General features: G+C 43.0%; 17 protein-coding genes. 7 read left to right on the top strand and 10 right to left on the bottom strand.

Translation table 11 applies throughout. The annotated features are described in order from the left end of the window. Positions 1-33: 33 nt before the first annotated feature. The gene (locus JJ941_RS00520; protein WP_290960874.1) at positions 34-2,646 is read right to left on the bottom strand and encodes a PP2C family protein-serine/threonine phosphatase; all 2,613 of its coding nucleotides are present in this window, start codon (positions 2,644-2,646) and stop codon (positions 34-36) included. A gap of 82 nt (positions 2,647-2,728) precedes the next feature. Between JJ941_RS00520 and JJ941_RS00515 the strand changes: the two genes are divergently transcribed. Then, entirely contained in the window at positions 2,729-3,493 is a 765-nt protein-coding gene (locus JJ941_RS00515) for an NRDE family protein (protein ID WP_290960871.1), read from the top strand. Here JJ941_RS00515 and JJ941_RS00510 read toward each other — a convergent pair. Together JJ941_RS00510 and JJ941_RS00505 are read right to left on the bottom strand one after the other, a co-directional pair. Next, a complete protein-coding gene (locus JJ941_RS00510; RefSeq protein ID WP_290960869.1) occupies positions 3,490-3,891 on the bottom strand; it encodes a hypothetical protein in 402 nt (133 codons plus the stop codon). The genes JJ941_RS00515 and JJ941_RS00510 overlap by 4 nt on opposite strands. 53 nt (positions 3,892-3,944) lie before the next feature. Continuing rightward, positions 3,945-5,660 (bottom strand): Na+/H+ antiporter NhaC family protein, encoded by a 1,716-nt coding sequence (locus tag JJ941_RS00505; protein WP_290960865.1) that lies wholly within the window; start codon positions 5,658-5,660, stop codon positions 3,945-3,947. 167 nt (positions 5,661-5,827) lie between these two features. Between JJ941_RS00505 and JJ941_RS00500 the strand changes: the two genes are divergently transcribed. Together JJ941_RS00500 and JJ941_RS00495 are read left to right on the top strand one after the other, a co-directional pair. Beyond that, positions 5,828-7,474: a M14 family metallopeptidase gene (locus JJ941_RS00500; RefSeq protein ID WP_290960862.1), complete on the top strand. Its 1,647-nt coding sequence runs from the start codon at positions 5,828-5,830 to the stop codon at positions 7,472-7,474. A gap of 62 nt (positions 7,475-7,536) precedes the next feature. Continuing rightward, positions 7,537-9,228: a M14 family metallopeptidase gene (locus JJ941_RS00495; protein ID WP_366069237.1), complete on the top strand. Its 1,692-nt coding sequence runs from the start codon at positions 7,537-7,539 to the stop codon at positions 9,226-9,228. A 383-nt stretch (positions 9,229-9,611) separates the two neighbouring features. On the opposite strand, the gene gltX is transcribed toward JJ941_RS00495, so the two are convergent. Then, positions 9,612-11,093 (bottom strand): glutamate--tRNA ligase, encoded by a 1,482-nt coding sequence (gene gltX / locus JJ941_RS00490; protein WP_290960856.1) that lies wholly within the window; start codon positions 11,091-11,093, stop codon positions 9,612-9,614. A 180-nt stretch (positions 11,094-11,273) separates the two neighbouring features. Here gltX and JJ941_RS00485 point away from each other — a divergent pair, with 180 nt between their 5' ends. After that, positions 11,274-11,933, top strand: coding sequence for a WbqC family protein (locus JJ941_RS00485; RefSeq protein WP_290960853.1), 660 nt, complete (start codon positions 11,274-11,276; stop codon positions 11,931-11,933). A 198-nt stretch (positions 11,934-12,131) separates the two neighbouring features. On the opposite strand, the gene JJ941_RS00480 is transcribed toward JJ941_RS00485, so the two are convergent. The 6 genes from JJ941_RS00480 to JJ941_RS00455 form a co-directional block, all read right to left on the bottom strand. Beyond that, positions 12,132-14,327: a peptidase domain-containing ABC transporter gene (locus JJ941_RS00480; protein WP_290960850.1), complete on the bottom strand. Its 2,196-nt coding sequence runs from the start codon at positions 14,325-14,327 to the stop codon at positions 12,132-12,134. A gap of 12 nt (positions 14,328-14,339) precedes the next feature. Further along, positions 14,340-15,479, bottom strand: a complete 1,140-nt coding sequence (locus JJ941_RS00475) for an HlyD family efflux transporter periplasmic adaptor subunit (protein WP_290960847.1) — start codon at positions 15,477-15,479, stop codon at positions 14,340-14,342. 227 nt (positions 15,480-15,706) lie between these two features. Then, positions 15,707-15,889, bottom strand: coding sequence for a hypothetical protein (locus tag JJ941_RS00470; protein WP_290960844.1), 183 nt, complete (start codon positions 15,887-15,889; stop codon positions 15,707-15,709). 23 nt (positions 15,890-15,912) lie between these two features. Next, positions 15,913-16,092 carry a hypothetical protein gene (locus JJ941_RS00465; protein ID WP_290960840.1) on the bottom strand — a complete coding sequence of 60 codons (180 nt, stop codon included), beginning with the start codon at positions 16,090-16,092 and terminating at the stop codon, positions 15,913-15,915. 65 nt (positions 16,093-16,157) lie between these two features. Continuing rightward, entirely contained in the window at positions 16,158-16,469 is a 312-nt protein-coding gene (locus JJ941_RS00460) for a hypothetical protein (protein WP_290960837.1), read from the bottom strand. 128 nt (positions 16,470-16,597) lie between these two features. Then, positions 16,598-16,939, bottom strand: a complete 342-nt coding sequence (locus tag JJ941_RS00455; protein WP_290960834.1) for an AraC family transcriptional regulator — start codon at positions 16,937-16,939, stop codon at positions 16,598-16,600. A 452-nt stretch (positions 16,940-17,391) separates the two neighbouring features. Between JJ941_RS00455 and JJ941_RS00450 the strand changes: the two genes are divergently transcribed. The 3 genes from JJ941_RS00450 (at position 17,392) to JJ941_RS00440 (ending at position 20,395) form a co-directional block, all read left to right on the top strand. Then, positions 17,392-19,119: a sodium:solute symporter gene (locus JJ941_RS00450; protein ID WP_290960831.1), complete on the top strand. Its 1,728-nt coding sequence runs from the start codon at positions 17,392-17,394 to the stop codon at positions 19,117-19,119. Positions 19,120-19,192: 73 nt separating this feature from the next. Continuing rightward, positions 19,193-19,771: a YdeI family protein gene (locus JJ941_RS00445; protein ID WP_290960828.1), complete on the top strand. Its 579-nt coding sequence runs from the start codon at positions 19,193-19,195 to the stop codon at positions 19,769-19,771. A gap of 6 nt (positions 19,772-19,777) precedes the next feature. Beyond that, positions 19,778-20,395 (top strand): DUF1801 domain-containing protein, encoded by a 618-nt coding sequence (locus tag JJ941_RS00440; RefSeq protein ID WP_290960826.1) that lies wholly within the window; start codon positions 19,778-19,780, stop codon positions 20,393-20,395. Positions 20,396-20,398 lie beyond the last annotated feature (3 nt).

The following is a 20,398-nucleotide window of genomic DNA, read 5'->3' as shown; positions in this document are numbered from 1 at the left end:
ATGAAGTTCTTAGCAGTGGCTAAAATACAAAATTTACTGATTTACTGAGGCATCGGCTTTGATAATTAACAAGGTCATATCATCGTGTTGTTTAACAACGCCTTTAAACTCGTTTACATCATCCACAATAATCTCCATGATTTTTTCGGATGAAGCTTTTCTCACCCCTTTAACCAGTCGCTCAAGCCGTTCCTCTCCATAAAAGTGATTGCCGGCATTCAGCATCTCTGTAATGCCATCGGTGTACATGATCACCACATCACCCTCTTTCAGCTTGAGGGTAGCTTCTTCGGTACATTTAATGAAAGCTTCCGCTTTTTGAGCAACTCCAATGCCAACCCCATTTGGCTTCAGCCATTCTGTATCCCCATTGGCACGTACCACAAGCATCGGGTTGTGTCCGGCTCTGGCGAAGGTGAATTGCCTCTTGTCAGCTTCAAGAATTCCGTAAATCATAGAGATAAAGGTACCCCGGGTTGCGTTTTCATTGAACAACCTGTTCAGCTGGTTGAGCAGCTCTACCGGAGACAGGATCAATGCACTTAAGCTGTGAAGCACACCTTTGGTAAAGGTCATGTAGAAAGCGGCCCGAATTCCTTTCCCGCTCACATCGCCGATGGCCAGTGCCGTGCGCTGATCACCCAGCGAAATCATGTCGTAATAATCCCCGCCGGTTTCCTGGGCGGGGATACAAATTCCGGCGATATCGATTCCCGGAAGATGATGGATTTTTGATGGCAAAAACGTTTGCTGTACAACACGGGCAATCGAAAGCTCTTGCTTAAGGCGCTGTTCCTTCGCCTGATCTTCGATATAGCCCGGTACATATTCGGGAAGTTCATCCCTCTCAGTTCCTTTAAACACAAAATAGATACCTCCTACTGCAAAGGTCAGAAGCACCATCATGAACATGTAAAAGGTGTTTGCATCGGGTGAGCCTTCAAGTAGCCAGCCCTTGGAAGTAGTTAGAAAATTGACAAACAAAAAGGCTCCGAAAACGATGGTCAAAAAATCGTAACGGAGGTAGAAATAACCCAGCACAAATCCAAGGACGCCCCTAAGTAAACGGTCCAGTTCATCCGGCTCAATGTTAAATGGGAGAAGATCAATCAGCGCAAAAAGCACGGCACTTACAATCGGAATAATCCAGTCGCGCCCAACCATGCCTTTGATCTGATTTCCGATAATCAAATAAAGGGGAACTACGATCATTAGCACGAAAAGTGTGGTAACCATCAGGTTTGCTATAGAGGGAAGAAAATAATCATCCGACATCAAACCCGTATTAGCAGATATGTAGGTGGTATCAAACACCGATAAAAACAGCCCTACGATTCCCACTAAAATTCCCCCGATGGCAATTGCATTAACCATTCCCCATCCTACAGGTTTATTCATGAATAAACCACGGCGCACCAAGTCCCAGGTTTTCAATTTTTCGGGCCAGTATTGCCGGGTGATGGAATCACTAACCGCCGTTAATACGAAGAAACCTACAGCACCAATCGCCCCCATGATACCGAGCATCATAAGGTTTTGGAAGATGGTAACCGATCCGTTGAACCCGTACATCCATCCCATTTGATCAATGAAGTTCAGCAGCCAAAAACCGGGAACTAGAAATCCGGCCAGCACTGCAATGATGATTGCAGGCTTTGTATCAATAGCGCGGGCTTTAATCCTTAAATAAAAAACAAACAGCAGCCACAGAGCAAATACCAGGATCACAAACAGGGACGTACCCTCCAGGATATCGGTTACTTTTGAGCTGCTTTCTTCAAGACGCGGATAAATCCGGTACGCCATGGATTTCATGGACCCGGCAGGCAGCAACTCCATGGTCAGCTCAACATTAACACCCGTGGCAGAATCTGATGCGGAATAAGTTGCCCTGGCAAAACGTAAGCCTGCCTGATCTACCAACTCCGCCGTATCCGGTTGCAGATCCATTGAGCGCCAGGCCGTCCTGCCCAGATAGAAATCTGCCAGATTCCAGATGTTGCTCATCTCATAAACACGTTCATCCTGCGTTCCGCGAATCTCCCGCAGCCGTTCAATAATGGTGAGTGCCTGGGAGTTGGAACCCGACTCCGTATTCAGATGCTGATAATCCGAGAGGCCGGTGAGTAATGAGTCCTCCAATCCTCGGGAGTAATTATCAACCTGGTTTTGAAATACCGTCCGCACCGCATAACGGTTAAATGGTCGCTGCTGGTTTATTAATTCGGTAGTTGCCAGGAAATCCACCACTTTACCATCCGGGGTCAGCCCAACCTCTACCGAGTAATCATTATTTTCACTTTGTAAGTTATATTCCCGGACTTCCCATTTAGCCAGTGGCAGGTTTTGCAGGAATTCGGATTCCCTCAGTTTATTCTTGAACTCACTGATTCCCCATTTTACCTGGAGTGAATCAATTACATCCTCTTCGGTGTTGAATTCAGTTTGAGGATAAAAGTCCAGCGCCTGGTACTGCCAGCTTTGAAAAACAGAATCTGCTTTTTCAATGATGTGGCCTTTAGGCACTTTGGTGTGGGTAATAGTAAATGGATGATGATTTTGAAATGAATAGAAGAACCACCCTATCCCGGCCACCCCGAATAGAAAAATCAAAACATCCCTAAAGAGTTTTTTACTCTGTTGCATGTATCTCTTTACGAAAAACTTGTATTAGGTTTCATGAATATGCTTAGATTCAGGCAAATATCGAAACCCGTTGGTATTATTTATGTGCTTAATCACTTTCGCATACAAGGCTCACCCCAAATACGACCTTATCTTAGCCGGCAATCGGGATGAGTTCTATGGGCGGCCAACACGTAAAGCACAATTTTGGACAGATGAAGGTAAACCAAATATCTTAGCCGGTAAAGACCTTGAAGCGGGCGGTACCTGGCTGGGCGTAAACAAAGACGGAAGATGGAGTGCCCTTACCAACTATCGCGACCCTTCCATCAAAAAAGAAGACCCACCCAGCAGAGGGGAAATTGTTCTCGATTACCTGAAGAACCAGCAAACGGCAATGGATTACCTGGCCGGACTTTCGAAAAAGGCCGAATTGTATAACGGCTTTAATTTACTGGTGTGGGATCATAAGGACTTTTACCACTATTCCAACCAGAATAAAAAAGTAAGCCGGATTGAACCGGGTATTCATGGGTTGAGCAATGCCCTGCTCGACACGCCCTGGCCGAAGTTAGAGAGAGCCAATCAGCAATTAAAAACTATCATTTCTGAAGATAATTTTGATAAAGAAGAGCTGTTCAAGCTTCTGGCTGATGAGCGAAAAGCACCCGATACTGAACTTCCTGTAACCGGCATTCCCAAAGAATTAGAAAAAGCGGTCTCCTCCATTTTCATCAAAACCGAAAACTATGGCTCCCGCTGTTCTACCGTTCTGCTAATTGATAAAGAAGGAACCATCGATTTTACCGAGCGAAGGTTTAAACCGGGAACCACTCAGGTTGAAGGTGAACAGCACTTCAGTATTTAATCACCTGCTTTTTTAAAATAATGGGTGGGCGTGTCCGTACAATCCACACTACTAAGTGTCAATAGGTCCTCGGCGCTGCTATAAATCCCTCTCATATTACACCCTTTTTTATCTTTCAATTTCATGTAAAATGAGTTTTCCTGCCACCCCTTCTTCTTTTCTTGTACCCAAAACTCATCCATAACTTCATCATCTCTGTACCAGATTGCTTCTTGTGCGTATAGAGTCAGTTTCATTGTGTAATCCACAGAGTCTGCATCAACATGAGGGCCCCAGCCACCGGCAGAGTGGGTCCACTCCCAATTGCCTATGGCTGCTACCGGAACGGTTTGCTCGTTTTCAAATAGATCACAACCGAGTGGCACAGTTAGCAAAAGCACAATTAATAGATTTCTCATACCCGTTTTGTTTGATTACTAACTAAACCAAAAACTCACCTGTCAGGCTAATATTATCCATCCAGGCTGGTGATGGCCGGTTCTTTGCCTTCCGGTGTGTAGGTTTCTGGATCAGGTATTTTCCCGAATTTGTAAATAATCCCCACAATGATAGCCACCCCAACCGGGTAGATAATCCAAACGGAGATATTTAAAACAATCGCCGCAATCATGGCCAGAATACTAATCGTCCCCACAATCATCGCATAAGGAAGCTGTGTATTTACATGCTCCACATGATCGCACTGCGTGGCTAACGAACTCAAAATAGTGGTGTCTGAAATCGGTGAACAGTGATCTCCCCAAACCGATCCGGCTAATACCGCACTCACACTTGCATAAATAATCTCCAGTGTGGTTTCCATAGGCACTCCGGTATTATTGCCAATCTCCCAACCCAACGGAACAACCAGCGGCATCAAAATTCCCATGGTTCCCCAGCTTGAGCCGGTTGCAAATGCTGTCAGCGCCGAAAGCACCAATACTATAGCCGGCATCCAATAAGGATTCAGCGTTTCTCCGAAAACAGAAACCAGGTAATCGGCAGTACCCAATGCTACCGTTACATCACTCAATCCCCATGCCAGTACCAGGATCAGCACTCCGTCAAACATCACATGCATGCCATTCATCATACCTTCCAGCGTTTTTTCGATATCCAGCAGCTTCTGAGCCAGCGTCATCCCAATGGCTACCACTACGGAAGCCAGCGATCCCCATAATAAAGCATCATATGAATTTGCCGTCTCAACAATAGCCTGAATGCTGTTTCCTTCACCGGTTACAAACAACCCGATAATGGTTCCGAATACAAGCGTCAGAATCGGGATGGCCGCATTTGCCCAATGCGATTCAGATTTCTTGGCCTCGTCTTCCTCAATTTTATCTTTGTAGAGATTGTATTTATCCAGCTTGGAATCGTGTTTGGCCTTATACAGGTCTATCCGGGCCTTCAGCATGGTACCGAAATCTCGCCCGGAAGCGGCAATCAGGATCACAAATAAAATGGTGAAGAACGCATAGAAGTTATATGGCAGTGAATTGATAAATACCGAGTAGGCTGCTTCATTAAAATTGGCCATTTCTGCTTCGGCTGTGGCAATAAAACCTACCATAGCGCCAATCCAGGTACTCACCAGGGCAATGGTGGCAATGGGTGCAGCGGTGGCATCCACCAGGTATGCCAGTTTTGCCCTCGAAATGCGAAGTTTATCGGTAAGCGGACGCATGGTATTTCCTACCACCATGGTGTTGGCATAATCATCAAAAAATACTACAAAACCCATGAGTGAAGTCACTAACTGTCCCTGCACTTTTGTGCGTACAAACCGGGTAATGGCCTTAATAACCCCGCGGGTTCCTCCATTATCGGTGATAATACCTACCATACCGCCAATCAGGATGGAAAAAATTACGATACTCATTCTGTCCGGATCTGAAACCCCCGGCACGATGTAATCACTCAGTGAAGCAAAGAAACTGTCGAATACATTTAAAAAGGTAAGTTCACCGGCCAGGTATGCTCCCATCCAGATCCCTAAAAATAACGCAAACAGTACCTGACGGAAGATCAGGGCGATTCCAATAGCTACCAGTGGTGGAAGGATACTGAGCCAGCTACCTACTATGGATGAGGAAGCCTGAGCCGTTTGTACATCTGCCCAGGCATACTGAGACGCTAAAATGAATAGGGAAACCACCCCAATGAGTGCTGCTATTTTCTTTTTCATGCGTGATTATCGTGTCTGATTATTAAGCCGCTCAGAAAATAACATCTATTAAGTTAAAACCAAGATGCTAAGTTGGGCCTGCTTATTAACTTTTAACAGTTCTGCCTTTGAATTGCAGCGTTCAACAGGTTACTATCTCGCTATACTTTAAAATCTAATTACGGAATATGAATAACAGGATACTGCGATCGATGCTGTTTATCTTGGGATGGGGACTCTGCTTATCGGGGTTTACCGTCGCTCAGAACAGCTACAGCAACTTCAACACGCTTACCGACCGGTTGAATGAGCTTGAAGACAATCATGAAAACCTTGCCCAACTTACCTCTCTTGCCAAAACTAAAGATGGCCGGGATATCTGGCTGCTTACCATTGGTTCCGGCGATATCCAAAACCATCCGGCGGTTGCAGTGGTGGGCGGGGCTAAAGGCTCACACCTTCTTGGAAGCGAGCTTGCCTTAACTTTTGCGGAGAAACTGCTTGCGAATACTTCTTCAGAGGAAGTCAGCCGGCTTCTCCAAACCACCACATTTTATGTGCTTCCGAGAATTAACCCGGATGCCACCGAGCAGTATTTTGCTTCGCTGAAATATGAGCGGGATGTAAACACCTCCTCCACCAACGAAGACCGAGACGATGCTTTTGATGAAGATCCGTTTAACGATTTGAACAACGATAACCTTATAACCTTGATGCGGGTGCAGGACGAAACCGGTAAGTGGATGATTCATCCCGAAGATGAGCGGTTATTGAAAAAGGCCGACATCACCAAAGGGGAAAAAGGTTCGTATAAATTATTCACCGAGGGCATCGACGATGATGGAGACGGGGCATTCAATGAAGACAACCCTGGTGGCGTCAATATCAACATGAACTTCACCTACGACTATCCCTACTTTGAACCGGGTGCCGGAGAGAATATGGCTTCTCAGATTGAGACCCGGGCCGTTTTAGACTTCTTGTTTGAGGAAGCACCGAACGTTTTTTCCGTTGTATCGTTTGGCCCGGCCAATAACCTGAGTTCGCCCGTTAAGTTCAATCGGAGAGCTGTTAGTCAGCGTGTGATCAAAGGTTGGTATGAAGATGATGTAGCCATCAATAAACTCGTATCCGACAAATACAACGACATAACCGGACTCAAAAATGCTCCGGAGATGAACGGACAGCCCGGCGACTTTTTCCAGTGGGCGTATTTCCACTATGGCCGGTTTAGCTTCAGCACTCCCGGTTGGTGGACACCCGAAGTAACCGATGAGGAAGGAGAACCTCTTAAACTTGACAGCGAAGATGCCCGATTCCTTGCCTGGGCTGAGCAGAATAACCTGAATGCCTTTGCAGAATGGCAGCAAGTTGATCACCCCGATTTTCCAAATAAAACCGTGGAGGTGGGTGGTATCAAACCTTATGCACGGTTAAATCCTCCTTACCAAATGGTGGATTCACTTGCTCAAAAACATACCGACTTCATCCTGGAACTTGCTTCCATGAAGCCATCCGTTAAACTGGTGAATTTTGAAGCACAACAAGCCGGCCGGAATCTGACCCGTATCACCGTTGATATCCACAATGATGGAATTTTACCGACAGCCTCCCGACTGGGAGAACGCACTGACTGGGTAAAAGAAGTAGTTGTGGAGATTAGCCTTTCAAACGGACTTGAACTTGTAAGTGGTGAAAGGCTGGATACCATTGAGTCGATTCAAGGAGACGGAAGCATTCAGAAAACCTGGCTTGTTCGAGGAAAAGGTACTTTCAGCCTCTCAGCCGGAGCCCCGAATACCGGAATTTCAACCAAAGAACATACCATCCGATAGAGTTAGCCATGAAGAAATTAACACACTTTTTACTTTTTACAGCCCTTGTTGGTCTTGTCTGGATGCAGCCGTCAACGGTTCATGCTCAAATTACCGATGGATTTTTCCAGGCAGCCGGCTCACCGGCCACCCCCAAAGTGGAAGCCAGCTGGAACCGGTATTATACCTACGAGACCATCACTGATTTCACCAAAGAACTGACTGATGCACATCCAAACCTCGTTAAACGAGAATCTATTGGAAAGTCTTATGAAGGGCGTGACATTTGGTTATTGACCGTCACCAATTTCAGGGAAGGCAACGCAGACCGAAAGCCGGCTATGTATATAGACGGAAACATTCACTCTAACGAAATACAAGGAACGGAAGTCTCGCTTTACACCGCCTGGTATCTCGCTGAGATGTTTGGAAAGAATGAGTTCATCACGCAGCTGTTGAATGAGAAGACGTTTTATATCGCACCAACCATCAACCCGGATGGACGCGAAAACTTCTTTGAGGCTCCGAACACAGCAAGCTCTCCCCGTTCCGGAATGAAGCCCATCGACAACGACCTGGACGGAAAGGTTAATGAAGATAAATACGATGATCTGAATGGCGACGGAAGCATCACCTACATGCGCCGCAAGAATCCGCGTGGACAGTTTAATCCTCACCCTGAATATCCCGAACTGATGCAGCGTGTTGGAGAAGGCGAGTTCGGCGAATATGAACTGCTTGGATCAGAAGGGCTGGATAACGACAACGATGGTCGCATCAATGAAGATGCCGAAGGCTATTACGATCCTAACCGTGACTGGGGCTGGAACTGGCAACCCGATTATATTCAACGCGGAGCGCACAAATATCCTTTTTCACTGCCTGAGAACAGAGCGGTGATGGAATTTGTGATGGATCACCCCAACATCGCGGCCGGACAGAGTTACCATAACGCCGGTGGTATGATGCTGCGCGGACCGGGTGCCGAAGAAGATCGCGATACCTACAATCGATCGGACGTTCAGGTGTATGACGCCATCGGAGAAATGGGAGAACGACTAATGCCCGGCTATGACTACCTGGTTGTTTTTGAAGATCTCTACAGTGTGTTTGGCGGAGAACTGGACTGGTTCTACGGAAGCCGTGGAGCGTTTACTTTTACCAACGAGCTGTGGACTCCCTACGAGATGTTTAATGAAGATGGCGGTGGCCGGTATGGCGAACAAGTATATGAATTCAACAAATACCTTCTATTCAATGATGCCCTCGTGGAATGGGAGCCCTATGATCACCCTCAGTACGGAGAGATTGAAATAGGCGGGCTTAAGAAAAACCTCGGTCGTGCCCACCCCGGGTTTCTACTTGAGCAGATGGCACACCGAAATATGGCCTTCACCATTTACCACGCTTATCACACCCCTCAACTGGTTATTGATGAGATTTCTGAAAGGGATTTAGGTGGTGGCCTTAAGGAAGTAACAGCCGTTATTACCAACACCCGCATGATTCCTACTCATGCCAGCCAGGATCTGAAATACAAGATTACCCCTCCGAATTACATCAGTATTGACGGAGCCCGGGTTGAAGCCGGTATGATTGTTACGAACCGAGCCCTGAATCAAACCATAGAGCAAAAACACAATCCCGAGAAACTGGCCGTGGATAACATCCCCGGAATGGATTCGGTAACGGTTCGGTGGATTATCAGCCGTGGCAACAATTACACTATCACCGTAGATAGTAAGAAAGGCGGACTGGTTTCCCGAAAGAAATAATAAAATGAAGTAAAGAGAGTCATCGTGGGTCCGGGCCCGCGATCTCCTTTTTTTGGCTTTTTGGCTTTTTGGCTTTTTGGCTTTTTGGCTTTTTGGCTTTTTGGCTTTTAACCAACCTATCCAAAGTTGTTCATGCAAATAGTGTAAACCTTCCCGTTTTAACTTTGAAAAGGTTTACATCATATTTTTTTCAATGGAATTGGGATGCAGATAACACGGTGTAGTGCGCCATAGTTCAAGCGTCCGCTTGGACTTTATAAACTGCCAACAAAACCGAATTCAACACCGCACAAGCGCAACGCTTGCTCTATTGCTGTTAGTCACTGACTTATCTAATAAACTTATCTGCGATTATTCGCTAAATCCGGCTAATCCGTGTTCTATCACCCCAGTTTGTCGATGGCTGTATCAATCCGATCCAGTACTTCTTCTTTTCCGATGAGCTCAAGCGCCGGTGTCAGGTCCGGACCAAAACCCTGACCACTGACGGCCACACGGAGAGGCATCATCAGTTTTCCAAAACCAACTTCATGCTCTTCGATGGTTTCTTTGATTTTGTCCTTCAGCGTAACCGCTTCAAACTCTTCTTCGGAAAGCTGTTCGATTTTATCACGATAAGCTTTGAGGATCACGGGGCTGTCATCCTTCCATTTCTTGAGTGCATTTTCATCATACTCAGTTGGAGCTTCAAAAAAGAACGCCCCCATACTTACAAATTCCTCGATGGTAGAAACGCGCTCGTGGAGTAATTCAATCACGTGTGTCAGAAACTCATCGCTTGGGATCTCAAACTTAGACTCTTCAAAAAGAGCCTTTACTCTGGGCTTTAGCTCATCTACCGAATGCTCCCGGATGTAGTTTTCATTGTACCACATCAGCTTTTTGTAATTGAATACTGCACCGCCCTTGCTCACACGATCCAGCGTGAATAATTCACACAATTCTTTCATGTCGTGAATTTCAGAATCGTCGCCGGGGCTCCATCCTAAGTAAGCCAGGAAGTTCACCAGGGCGTCCGGCTCGTAATGTCCTTTCATATAATCTTTGGTGTTCACCGGAATTCCTTCGCTCTCTGCTTTACGCTTGGAAAGCTTTCCTCCGCTTGGACTCATAATCAAAGGCAAGTGAGCCATTTTCGGTGGCTCCCATCCAAAAGCATTATACAGAAGAATGTGTTTTGGCGTACTGCTCAGCCATTCCTCTCCACGGATTACATGAGAGATTTCCATGGTGTGATCGTCCACCACATTTGCCAGGTGATAGGTCGGCATTCCATCTGACTTCAATAGCACTTGGTCATCCAGTCCTTCAGTATCGAAAGAAACATGCCCGCGAATTTCATCTTCAAAGCGAATATTCTCTTTTCGGGGAACCTTCAGGCGAACCACATATTCATCGCCGTTATCCAGTCGTTTCTGAACTTCATCCTGAGAGAGCGTCAGGCTGTTTTTCATAGACTGACGGGTGATGGAATCGTATTTGGGAGAAGGATTACCGGATTTTTCCAGTCGCTCCCGCATCTCATCAATTTCCTCAACGGTATCGAAAGCATAGTACGCATGCCCGGCTTCAATCAGCTGCTCGGCATATTTGTGATAGATATCCTTTCGCTCGCTTTGTCGGTACGGACCAAATTCTCCGCCTTTTCCGGGACCTTCGTCAATTTCCATTCCGGCCCATTCCAGGGAATCAATAATATCCTGCTCGGCTCCCTCTACATATCGGGATTGATCGGTGTCTTCGATTCTCAACACAAAAGTGCCCTCATTGTGACGGGCAAATAAATAGTTATAAAGTGCGGTTCTCAGTCCGCCAATGTGTAAAAATCCGGTGGGTGATGGCGCAAATCGTACGCGAACGCTCATTTAGTATCTCGTTTTTTGTAATGTTTTAAATTCAAATATTATAGTCTTCAAAGATAAGAAAATTACAGTACCTATTTGGACGTTGATTTTCAAACAACCTACCTTAACACGTAAACACTTTCGTACTTTTAAAAAAAGAAGTGCTTACGTGTTAATGATTTTCCTAATTCACTATTTCTCTTGAAACTTACAATAGTACAACCTCAATTTGCGCCTAACCTGTATGACCTTGCTGCCATGCGTAAAGCGGACCGGGTTATCTGGAATGATCTGGAGCAGTGGTCGAGAAAGGGACGAACCCACAGAGCAGTTATTAAAGGGGAACAAGGCAAACAGTGGATAAACATCCCTATTAAAACGGAGGACAAAAAAAAGGCTATCGGTGAAGTATGTATTGAACATGGAGAAGACTGGATAGAGCCGTTTTGGAATGCCATCTATCACTCCTACTCCGAAGCCACCTGGTTTGATTTTTTTGTAGATGAGCTGCAGCACGACATTGATCAAGCTGCTGAATTTGAAAAGCTCCTCGATTTCAACATCTACTTTTTTGAGCGGATTATGACTTACCTGGAGTTGAATATTGAGTACGAGCTGGCAAGTCAGGTTTCAGGCTTCGATCCCAACCCCGATGTCTTTCTGGAAAAAACCGGAGCCGATATTCTCTACCAGGAGTATGACGCCAAAAACTACCAGTGGCTGAGCGAACAGGCCAAACCTGCTTTAAAAGAGCATCCCGAATATGTTCAGTTAGGCAATGATTTCCTCCCCGAGTGCTCCATCATTGATCTTTTGATGAACTGCGGGAAAGAGAGTTTTAAGGTTTTTGAGGAGATTTAACTTTTAACTAAAGTCCATAACCCTGACAAACACTCTGCACACCTTTTAATCTCCTACTGGAGTAGAAACTCCTGATTAACATTCAGATGGGGACTAACAGTTTTTCTCAAAGAAAAGAATAGTTCAAAGTTCAGTGTTCCTTGTTGAATGTTCGATTTTCTCCCGCTTTCAAAAGAAAGACACATAAGATATATATACTCAGGCTTTTATACCGTTCTTCTTAAGAAGTTTGTTTAGGTCTATCGGTAATTGCTTATTCCACATTCCATAATAAGCTCCTTTTTTTGAAAAAAGGCTTTCATGATTCCCTTCTTCAATTAGCTTACCTTTTTCCAAAACACAAATTTTGTCCGCTCCAAGTACAGTGCTAAGTCTGTGTGCAATCAGAATAATGGTCTTCCCTTCCTTCCTAAGTTCTTCTACTGTTCTTTGGATATAATTCTCTGAGGAAGAGTCCAGCGAAGAAGTCGCTTCATCCAGAATCAAAATTTCAGGGTCTTTGTATAATGCTCTTGCAATGGCAATTTTTTGTTTTTGTCCTCCTGATAATGATGCCCCATTTTCCCCTAAATACGTATTAAAGCTATTTGGCAGTTCTTCAATAAAATCAAGAATATTCAATTTCTTACAGATTCTAATGATCTTTTCCATATCTGGCTTTAATTCACCAATGGCTATATTTGAAGTAACATTACCATCAAAAAGATCAATGCCCTGAGGAACTACGCTTATATTTTTTCTTAAACTTTTGTTGCTTACATAGTCAAGGTTTATATCTCCAACTAAAACCTGGCCATCTTTAATAGGATATAATTTCAAGAGAATATTAATTAGCGTTGTTTTTCCAGAACCGCTTTCACCCACAAAAGCCGTAATTTTTCCTTTGGGTATAGCAACATTAAAATCCTCAAATACGGTTACACGTGTTCCATATCTAAATTCGATATTTTTAAACTCTATATCACCAATATTTTCTGAATTTATATCTATTTCCTGACCTTCTTTTTCCTTTTCAAGATCCATGATCTCAAATAAGCGATCACCTGCAATAAGGGCATCTTGTATTTGCACGTTCATTCCAACTAATTGACTCACCGGCCCTGTGAAATACCCTACCAGTGCATAAAATGACAACAATTCTCCTGGGGTTATAGATTGCTGTAAAACATAGTACCCTCCGACCCATAGTAGAATTATTGTAAATAGTCTGGATGAAAATTGGGTTGAATTCCCAGAAAAGATTGAATTTAATCCAGATTGATAAATATGTTTTAGTAAACCAACAAAACGGATTTCCGTTTTCATGTTTGCGAATCCTTCCAGGCCAAATTGCTTAATGGTAGATGCAGAATTTATTGACTCTACTAAATGGGATTCCAAATCTGCAGCGCTCTCCATGACCTTGCGCTGCGTTTTCTTATTTATGTAATTTGTAATCAAATAAATGATACCATAAATAGGGATAATCAAAAGCATCACTAAACCTAATTTCCAGTAGTATGTAAACATCAAGCCAAATGAGAAAACTACTGTCAACACACTTACGGCAAGATTAATAGATACGTCGTTAATAAAAGCACGAATCTTAACAGCATCTCCAATCCTTGAAATAATTTCACCGGTCCGCATAGTGTCAAAAAATCGCTGGGGAAGGCGTATCAAATGTTTGTAGTAACCCAATATTAATCGTGCATCCATAAGTTGCCCGGTTTTAAGTACGAACAAACTTCTGATCACGCTAATGAAAATTTGAAATATTAGAAGGGTGATCATGCCCACGCTTAGCAAATTCAATAAATTCATATTCCCGCCTGTGAGCACATGATCAATAATCAACTGCACATAAATAGCTGTTGATAATCCAATTATGGCATAAATTAATGCCCCAAAAAAGGCCTGAAGCAATACCCATTTGTGCGGTTTCATCAGGAACCATAACCGGCTCAGTACAGAAACTTTCTCATCAGCAGGGGTAAATTCTTCTGACGGTAAAAGTAAAATAAGCACACCCGTCCATTGCTGCTCAAAATCCGAACGTTCGACCTTGTGCCTCTCTCCATCCATTGGATCCATGACCACTACATGCTTTTTTGTCACTTGGTAAATCACCAAAAAATGATGGAGGACTTCTTTTACCACAACATGGGCGATAGCAGGTAACGGAATTTGGATAAGGCTGTCCATTTCACCTTTTACGCCCTTGGCTTCGAAGCCTAATTTTTCAGCGGCTTCAATCATTCCTAAAACATTGGTGCCTTTTTTATCCGTTGAAGCATATTGCCGTATCCTCGCGATAGGAACATTTAATTCATAGTGTGCAGCCACGGAAGCAAGACAAGCCGCACCGCAATCGGTTATATCATGCTGTTTGACCCCAACTCTATTAATATTCATTTCTACTCTCTTTTATGCCGGATTCAACCAATCATCTACATTATCATATAACAGTTGGAAAAGGCTCCTTTCAGTTACAGTAAACCTTCCCTGGAGTGTCATTCCTTTTTTTAGATTGCCCTTATAACCATTAGGTAGCTCCAGAAAATCCTGATTCAACTTGCATCGCACCAAAAAAACAGGTTGGTCTTGTATAACGATTACATCATTTGATATCTCTGAAATAGAACCATACAAACTCCCCCATTGATTATGATCGAATGCGTTAATCTGGAATCGGGCCTGCATTCCTTCTTTCAGCAAACCTATATCCCGAGCAGAAACATACAGCTCTGCAATTAAAGCCGTATTCGGTGAAATTTCAGCAATTTTTTCATTTACGTAAATCATGCTGTTTTCAGAAATGCCTGCTACATTTTGAATGACTCCATCTACCGGAGCGTATAGAGAGTGTCGTTCTTTTTCCTTTTTTAATTGAGTAAGCTCAGCTTGTAGCCTTTTTAATTCTTGTTCAAAATTATCCAATTCCTGCTGCCAACTATTTAATTTTGATCTATGCAGTAATTCTAATCTTCTTTTTTCAGATTCAAGCTGAAATGTTTGTTGCTCTAATTCGGCTTGACTGATTAGCTGTTTATCGAAAAGTTGCTTTTGGCGATTATATTCAGACTCAATATTGTGGACACTTGCCTCCAAGTCATTTTTTTCCTGTTCAAAAGCCAACCACTCTGAATGATATAAAGAAGTGCTTAAAGAAATTTCTACACTCTCAGACAATTTCCTCTTAATAGATTTCAAATCCCATATATAGTTCCGAAGTAATGACTGCCTTTGCCGATTGTATTCCAAACTTTGCTCTATTTCTTCAGAGTCAATAGAAACCAGCAAATCTCCTTTTTGTACAAGATTATTTTCCTTTATTCTAAATTCTGATATTATTCCCGAAACTGCAGTTTTAAGAACTTGCCTTTCAGTATTGGCCCGTATCATTCCATCACTTTTTACACTAACATCTACCTGAATGAAGGGAAGTGACACAAATAAACCTGCCAAAAAACAAAGTGTTGCAGTGTATAAAATTTGGGAGCTGACGGTGTGACGTACAGATAAGCTTTGCGTGGTTTGTTCGAAAATTTCTTTTGGGAAAAGCATCAAAAAAAATTTTAAAGTTTGAATATGATTAAAATCAATTATTTCTATTTAAGCATCTCAAATATTAGCTTTTTTAGAATTGGATATAACTCATGTACTAAAAATGATAGAACTAACCACAAACAAGCAATCTTGAATATATCTTTCCAACTTAGATTCTTACTTTTATTATTATCAGCCATACATATAAAAAGCGACATTTGATATATCAAATGTCGCAAATTTAATTAATAGGTCATTGTCATAGATGTGGCTTTTCTAACCGGTGCCATGATTTTAAAACTAGCTACAACTACCCAAGCTACATCATACCAAAAAGGGGTATCGGGTGTTGGCTCTCCTCCAGAAATATTACTTTTCTCAAGTTCGGTTAATTCTATTAGTGATAACTTTTTAGTTATATGTTCCATGATATGTTATTTTAAATTTATGTTTAATATGATATTTCATTCCAAGCATCTATAGCTCCTCGTTTTATATCCTCCCAATTGCTTACTACTTGATTGCCAAACCATATTAAGGCACCCCAACCTACTATTGGGTTTCCACCTTTAACCTTGATTAACTCTCTTTCCGATAGTACATCAAAATTGTAGTCATCGATTTTAAGCATAACTAATACCTCATTCCATTGGTTAAAATTACTACTTAATCATATTGTAGCTTTTTACAGTGCACTTATACAGCAGTGAAAGAAAAAAATTCAGAAAAACTCGAAATAATTTTAAAACCTGCATTCAAATCACTTTGTTCTTCCTTATTCATAAACTCAATCACAAGACTGCCACTACACGTATAAACATAACTCCTTCTCCTCCTTGAATACTTGATAGGGCAATCAAAATCATGCTTCAATTCATTTAGTATTTCATAGAGCCATCGTTCCGAAATACCCAATTTTTCAGCCAGTTCTTTGGGCGTACCTGTGCATTTCCTTCTTATCAAATAATCCAAATACTCTATCCGATCTAATGATTTTTTTAAACCCATATGAAAATAATTTAGAAATTTGCCAACTTGTGATGTGTTAGAGTGCCCATACTGCATTTATATACTTTAATATGTAGCACCCCAATAAAACACACAAATATTTACCCCTCCAATCTGTGCTTTTACCTCTAACCTACTGCCAAATCGTATTTTAGAGTCGTTAGATTTTTATCAAAATGCGTGTATAAAAATTTATGGAGCGACTTACTATCAGTTAAACCAGTATTTACAGCAATTTCATACCCAATGGCTTGAGGGTTTTTTCTAATCTCTTCTTTAATTAATTTAAGCCGAAAAGCCTTCAATTTATCCTTAGGATTCGTACCAAATTCTTTTTTAAAAATTCGGCAAAAATGAGATCTGGAATATCCCATCGCATCTGCCCACTCATATACGGTCAAAATATCCAAGTAATTTTTTTCTAATACATGAATTGCCTCTGAAATTCGCACTCTTCTCTTTTCCCCCATAAGCCAACTCTTGTTTTTATTATGCTTAATAAAAGTAAGAGTATTGTGATTATTAAATGTTACAAAAAACTTTTTCTGGTTCCTTAAATATGCTTGAATGAGCTCCCAAGCTAAATATTCCCCTGTTAGGCAATGATTTCCTCCCCGAGTGCTCCATCATTGATCTTTTGATGAACTGCGGGAAAGAAAGTTTTAAGGTTTTTGAGGAGATTTAACTTTTAACTAAAGTTCATAAACCAAGTAAGGAATAGTTCAATGTTCGATGTTCCTTGTTGAATGTTCGATATTCTCCCGCTTTCAAAAGAAAGACACATTAGCTATTATCGGGCATGGAAAATAAACCGACCTCAGAACCCAAGTGGCTCAAAGACTACACCATCGTACTGGTATTGGGCGTTGCTTACATCTTGCTATTTCTGATCTTCACCACAACCTTCAATCTACCCTGATTTATGAGCTGGATTGACTGGTCGGTTTTAATCGCTTTTCTTGGATATACCGTTTGGGATGGAACCCGTCAGGGTAAAGATGCCTCCACCATTGAAGGCTACCTGCTTGCCAACCGCTCGATGCCCTGGTGGGCGGCCGGACTTTCGGTCATGGCAACCCAGGCTTCGGCCATCACTTTTATCGGGACCACCGGAATTGCCTATGTAGAAGACATGCGCTTTGTACAAACCTACCTGGCCATTCCCTTTGCCATGATTTTCATCTGCATGTTCCTGGTCCCTTTCTTCAACAAAATGCAGAATTTTACGGCTTATGAAGTCCTTGAAGAACGCTTTGGGTTGAAAACGAGGCTAACTACAGCCGGGCTTTTTCTGATATCCAGAGGCCTGGCACTGGGCGTTGTGATTGCGGCTCCTTCTTATGTTTTATCATTGCTGCTTGGACTTCCGCTGAATGTCACCATTATCATTATCGGGGTAATCGCTACAGCTTATACCACTGTTGGCGGAATTGCCGGCGTTATTAACACCGATGTGAAACAAATGGCCATTATGATGTTCGGGCTCATTTTTTCTTTTGGGTTGATTTGGGTCAACCTCCCGGAAGAAGTCAATTTTAATGATGCTCTTTATCTTGCCGGAAGCCTGGATAAGCTGACCGCCCTCGACCTGAATTTTGACCTTTCTGAGAAGTACAATGTTTGGAGCGGAGTTATTGCGGCTTTCTTTTTGATGGCCTCCTATTTCGGGACCGACCAAACGCAGGTTCAGCGTTACCTCACAACCGACTCCGTTAAAAATGCCAGAAAATCATTGCTTCTGACAGCTTATACCAAAGTGCCCATGCAGTTTTTTATCCTGCTTCTTGGCGTGATGCTGTACGTATTCTTCATTTTTAATCCGGCACCTGCTTCTTTCCGTGCTACCGAACCGGTGGCCGAAACGCAGGAATACCAACTGGCAGAAGAACGAATCCTGAAAGAGTATCAGCTGGCTCATATTGCCCGTGAAGATGCGGCACTTGAAGCCGTCCAAAACCGAAATCCGGAAACCCAACAGGCGTTTGTCAATGCCGACAAAGAGATGAATGAAGCTCGTCATGCCGACCTCGCTTTGCAAGCTGAAATCAGACAGGCTGATGTAAACGACACTAACTATATCTTTCCCTATTTCATCCTGAACCATGTGCCCATCGGGATTATCGGGTTGATCGTGGGCGGAATATTTGCGGCCGCACTTAGTAGTATCGACAGTGAACTGAATGCATTAACCACGGTTTCAATCGTCGATTGGTATCAGCGCCTGAAAGGAGACGTTCATACCGAAGCACACTATGTAAAATCATCACGTGGAGTCACTTTTATGTGGGGAGCCATTGCCACCGTCTCTGCCCTCTTACTTGGGGAAACGAAATCTATTATCGAACTGGTGAACCAGATTGGTAGTTATTTTTACGGTTCCATCCTTGGGGTTTTTGTTCTGCTGCTTTGGGTGAAACGAGCTTCAGGAACCGGTGCTTTGGTTGGCTTGATTTCCGGGATGCTCTCCGTTTTTACCTTCGACCGGCTTTTCTACAATGCCACAACCGCTGATTATTCATTCATCTTTCCCTGGAATGAGGTGCCTGATGGATACGCCAAAGCCATTGAGTTTCTGTGGCTGAATCCCGTGGGAACGGCAGTTGTTGTTCTGGTTGGGTTTTTAGTGAGTATAGCTTTTAAGAATAGGTAAAATTATTGCTGCCATAAGTTTTCTCTTCATTTTGTTATTATTTGAATAACACATCAATACAAGCTGTTTGCTTATGAATCCTGAGGTTGACTGGTTTTTTGAGAAAGACACTCAATGGAAACAAGAATATGAAAGACTCAGAATGCTCCTCCTGGAATGTGGACTCACCGAGGAATTGAAATGGGGTTGTCCCTGTTATACGGTTAACAAAAATAATGTAGTACTCATCCATGGGTTTAAAGATTACTGTGCTCTTCTGTTTCACAAAGGAGTGTTGCTGAAAGACCCTGAGGACATTCTTGTTCAGCAAACAAAGAATGTCCAATCAGCCCGCCAGCTTCGATTCACCAATGCTGAAGAAATTATAGATCAGGAACACATCATTCAGGCTTATGTCAATGAAGCAGTTGAGGTGGAGAAATCCGGAGAAGAAGTAAAAATGAAGAAGACTTCAGAGTTTGATGTGCCTGAAGAATTTCAATCTAAACTTGATGAAAACCCCGCTTTGGAAAAGGCTTTTGAATCGTTAACTCCGGGACGTCAGCGCGGATACCTTCTTCACTTTTCAGGGGCTAAACAATCCAAAACACGTTCTCGAAGAGTAGAAAAATCCATTCCAGACATTCTGGAGGGAAAAGGATTACATGACTAAAGAAAAATGAACCCAGAAGTTGATCAATATCTCGATATCGGCTGTGGGCGCTGTCCGCTGGGCGGCACTCCCGAGTGCAAAGTCCATGACTGGCAGGAGGAACTGAAACAGCTACGGCTTATCATCCTTGAATCGGGGCTTACAGAAGAAGTGAAATGGAGTGTGCCTTGCTATACTTATGAAGGCAGCAACGTACTTATCCTCAGCGCCTTCAAAAACTATTGTTCGGTCAGCTTTTTTAAAGGATCTCTGCTCCAGGATCAAAACAAGATGCTTGTTAAACCCGGGAAAAATTCACAGGCAGCCCGCCTTTTTAAGTTCACGAATGTTGAACAAATCAATGAATCTGAGAACAGTATAAAGGAATATATCCGGGAAGCTATTGAGATTGAGAAGTCCGGAAAGAAGGTGAAATTCAAGAAGAACCCGGAACCCTTTCCTGAAGAGCTACAGGTAAAATTCGATGAGGATCCTGTTTTACAAGAAGCTTTTGAGGCGTTAACGCCCGGACGTCAGCGCGGCTACATCATTCACTTCTCCGGAGCTAAGCAGTCTTCAACCCGGCAACGAAGAATTGAGAAATACATTCCAAAAATCATGGAAGGGAAAGGATTTCATGATTGATGA

Origin of the sequence: Gracilimonas sp. (assembly GCF_017641085.1) — a bacterium.
Lineage (GTDB): Bacteria > Bacteroidota > Rhodothermia > Balneolales > Balneolaceae > Gracilimonas.
This window is presented reverse-complemented; position numbering and strand designations above follow the sequence as displayed.

Coding starts and splice junctions, on each gene's coding strand:
- JJ941_RS00520 (WP_290960874.1), bottom strand. CDS start 2,646: ATGCAACAGAGTAAAAAACTCTTTAGGGATGTTTTGATTTTTCTATTC.
- JJ941_RS00515 (WP_290960871.1), top strand. CDS start 2,729: ATGTGCTTAATCACTTTCGCATACAAGGCTCACCCCAAATACGACCTT.
- JJ941_RS00510 (WP_290960869.1), bottom strand. CDS start 3,891: ATGAGAAATCTATTAATTGTGCTTTTGCTAACTGTGCCACTCGGTTGT.
- JJ941_RS00505 (WP_290960865.1), bottom strand. CDS start 5,660: ATGAAAAAGAAAATAGCAGCACTCATTGGGGTGGTTTCCCTATTCATT.
- JJ941_RS00500 (WP_290960862.1), top strand. CDS start 5,828: ATGAATAACAGGATACTGCGATCGATGCTGTTTATCTTGGGATGGGGA.
- JJ941_RS00495 (WP_366069237.1), top strand. CDS start 7,537: ATGCAGCCGTCAACGGTTCATGCTCAAATTACCGATGGATTTTTCCAG.
- gltX (WP_290960856.1), bottom strand. CDS start 11,093: ATGAGCGTTCGCGTACGATTTGCGCCATCACCCACCGGATTTTTACAC.
- JJ941_RS00480 (WP_290960850.1), bottom strand. CDS start 14,327: ATGAATATTAATAGAGTTGGGGTCAAACAGCATGATATAACCGATTGC.
- JJ941_RS00475 (WP_290960847.1), bottom strand. CDS start 15,479: ATGCTTTTCCCAAAAGAAATTTTCGAACAAACCACGCAAAGCTTATCT.
- JJ941_RS00470 (WP_290960844.1), bottom strand. CDS start 15,889: ATGGAACATATAACTAAAAAGTTATCACTAATAGAATTAACCGAACTT.
- JJ941_RS00465 (WP_290960840.1), bottom strand. CDS start 16,092: ATGCTTAAAATCGATGACTACAATTTTGATGTACTATCGGAAAGAGAG.
- JJ941_RS00460 (WP_290960837.1), bottom strand. CDS start 16,469: ATGGGTTTAAAAAAATCATTAGATCGGATAGAGTATTTGGATTATTTG.
- JJ941_RS00455 (WP_290960834.1), bottom strand. CDS start 16,939: ATGGGGGAAAAGAGAAGAGTGCGAATTTCAGAGGCAATTCATGTATTA.
- JJ941_RS00450 (WP_290960831.1), top strand. CDS start 17,392: ATGAGCTGGATTGACTGGTCGGTTTTAATCGCTTTTCTTGGATATACC.
- JJ941_RS00445 (WP_290960828.1), top strand. CDS start 19,193: ATGAATCCTGAGGTTGACTGGTTTTTTGAGAAAGACACTCAATGGAAA.
- JJ941_RS00440 (WP_290960826.1), top strand. CDS start 19,778: ATGAACCCAGAAGTTGATCAATATCTCGATATCGGCTGTGGGCGCTGT.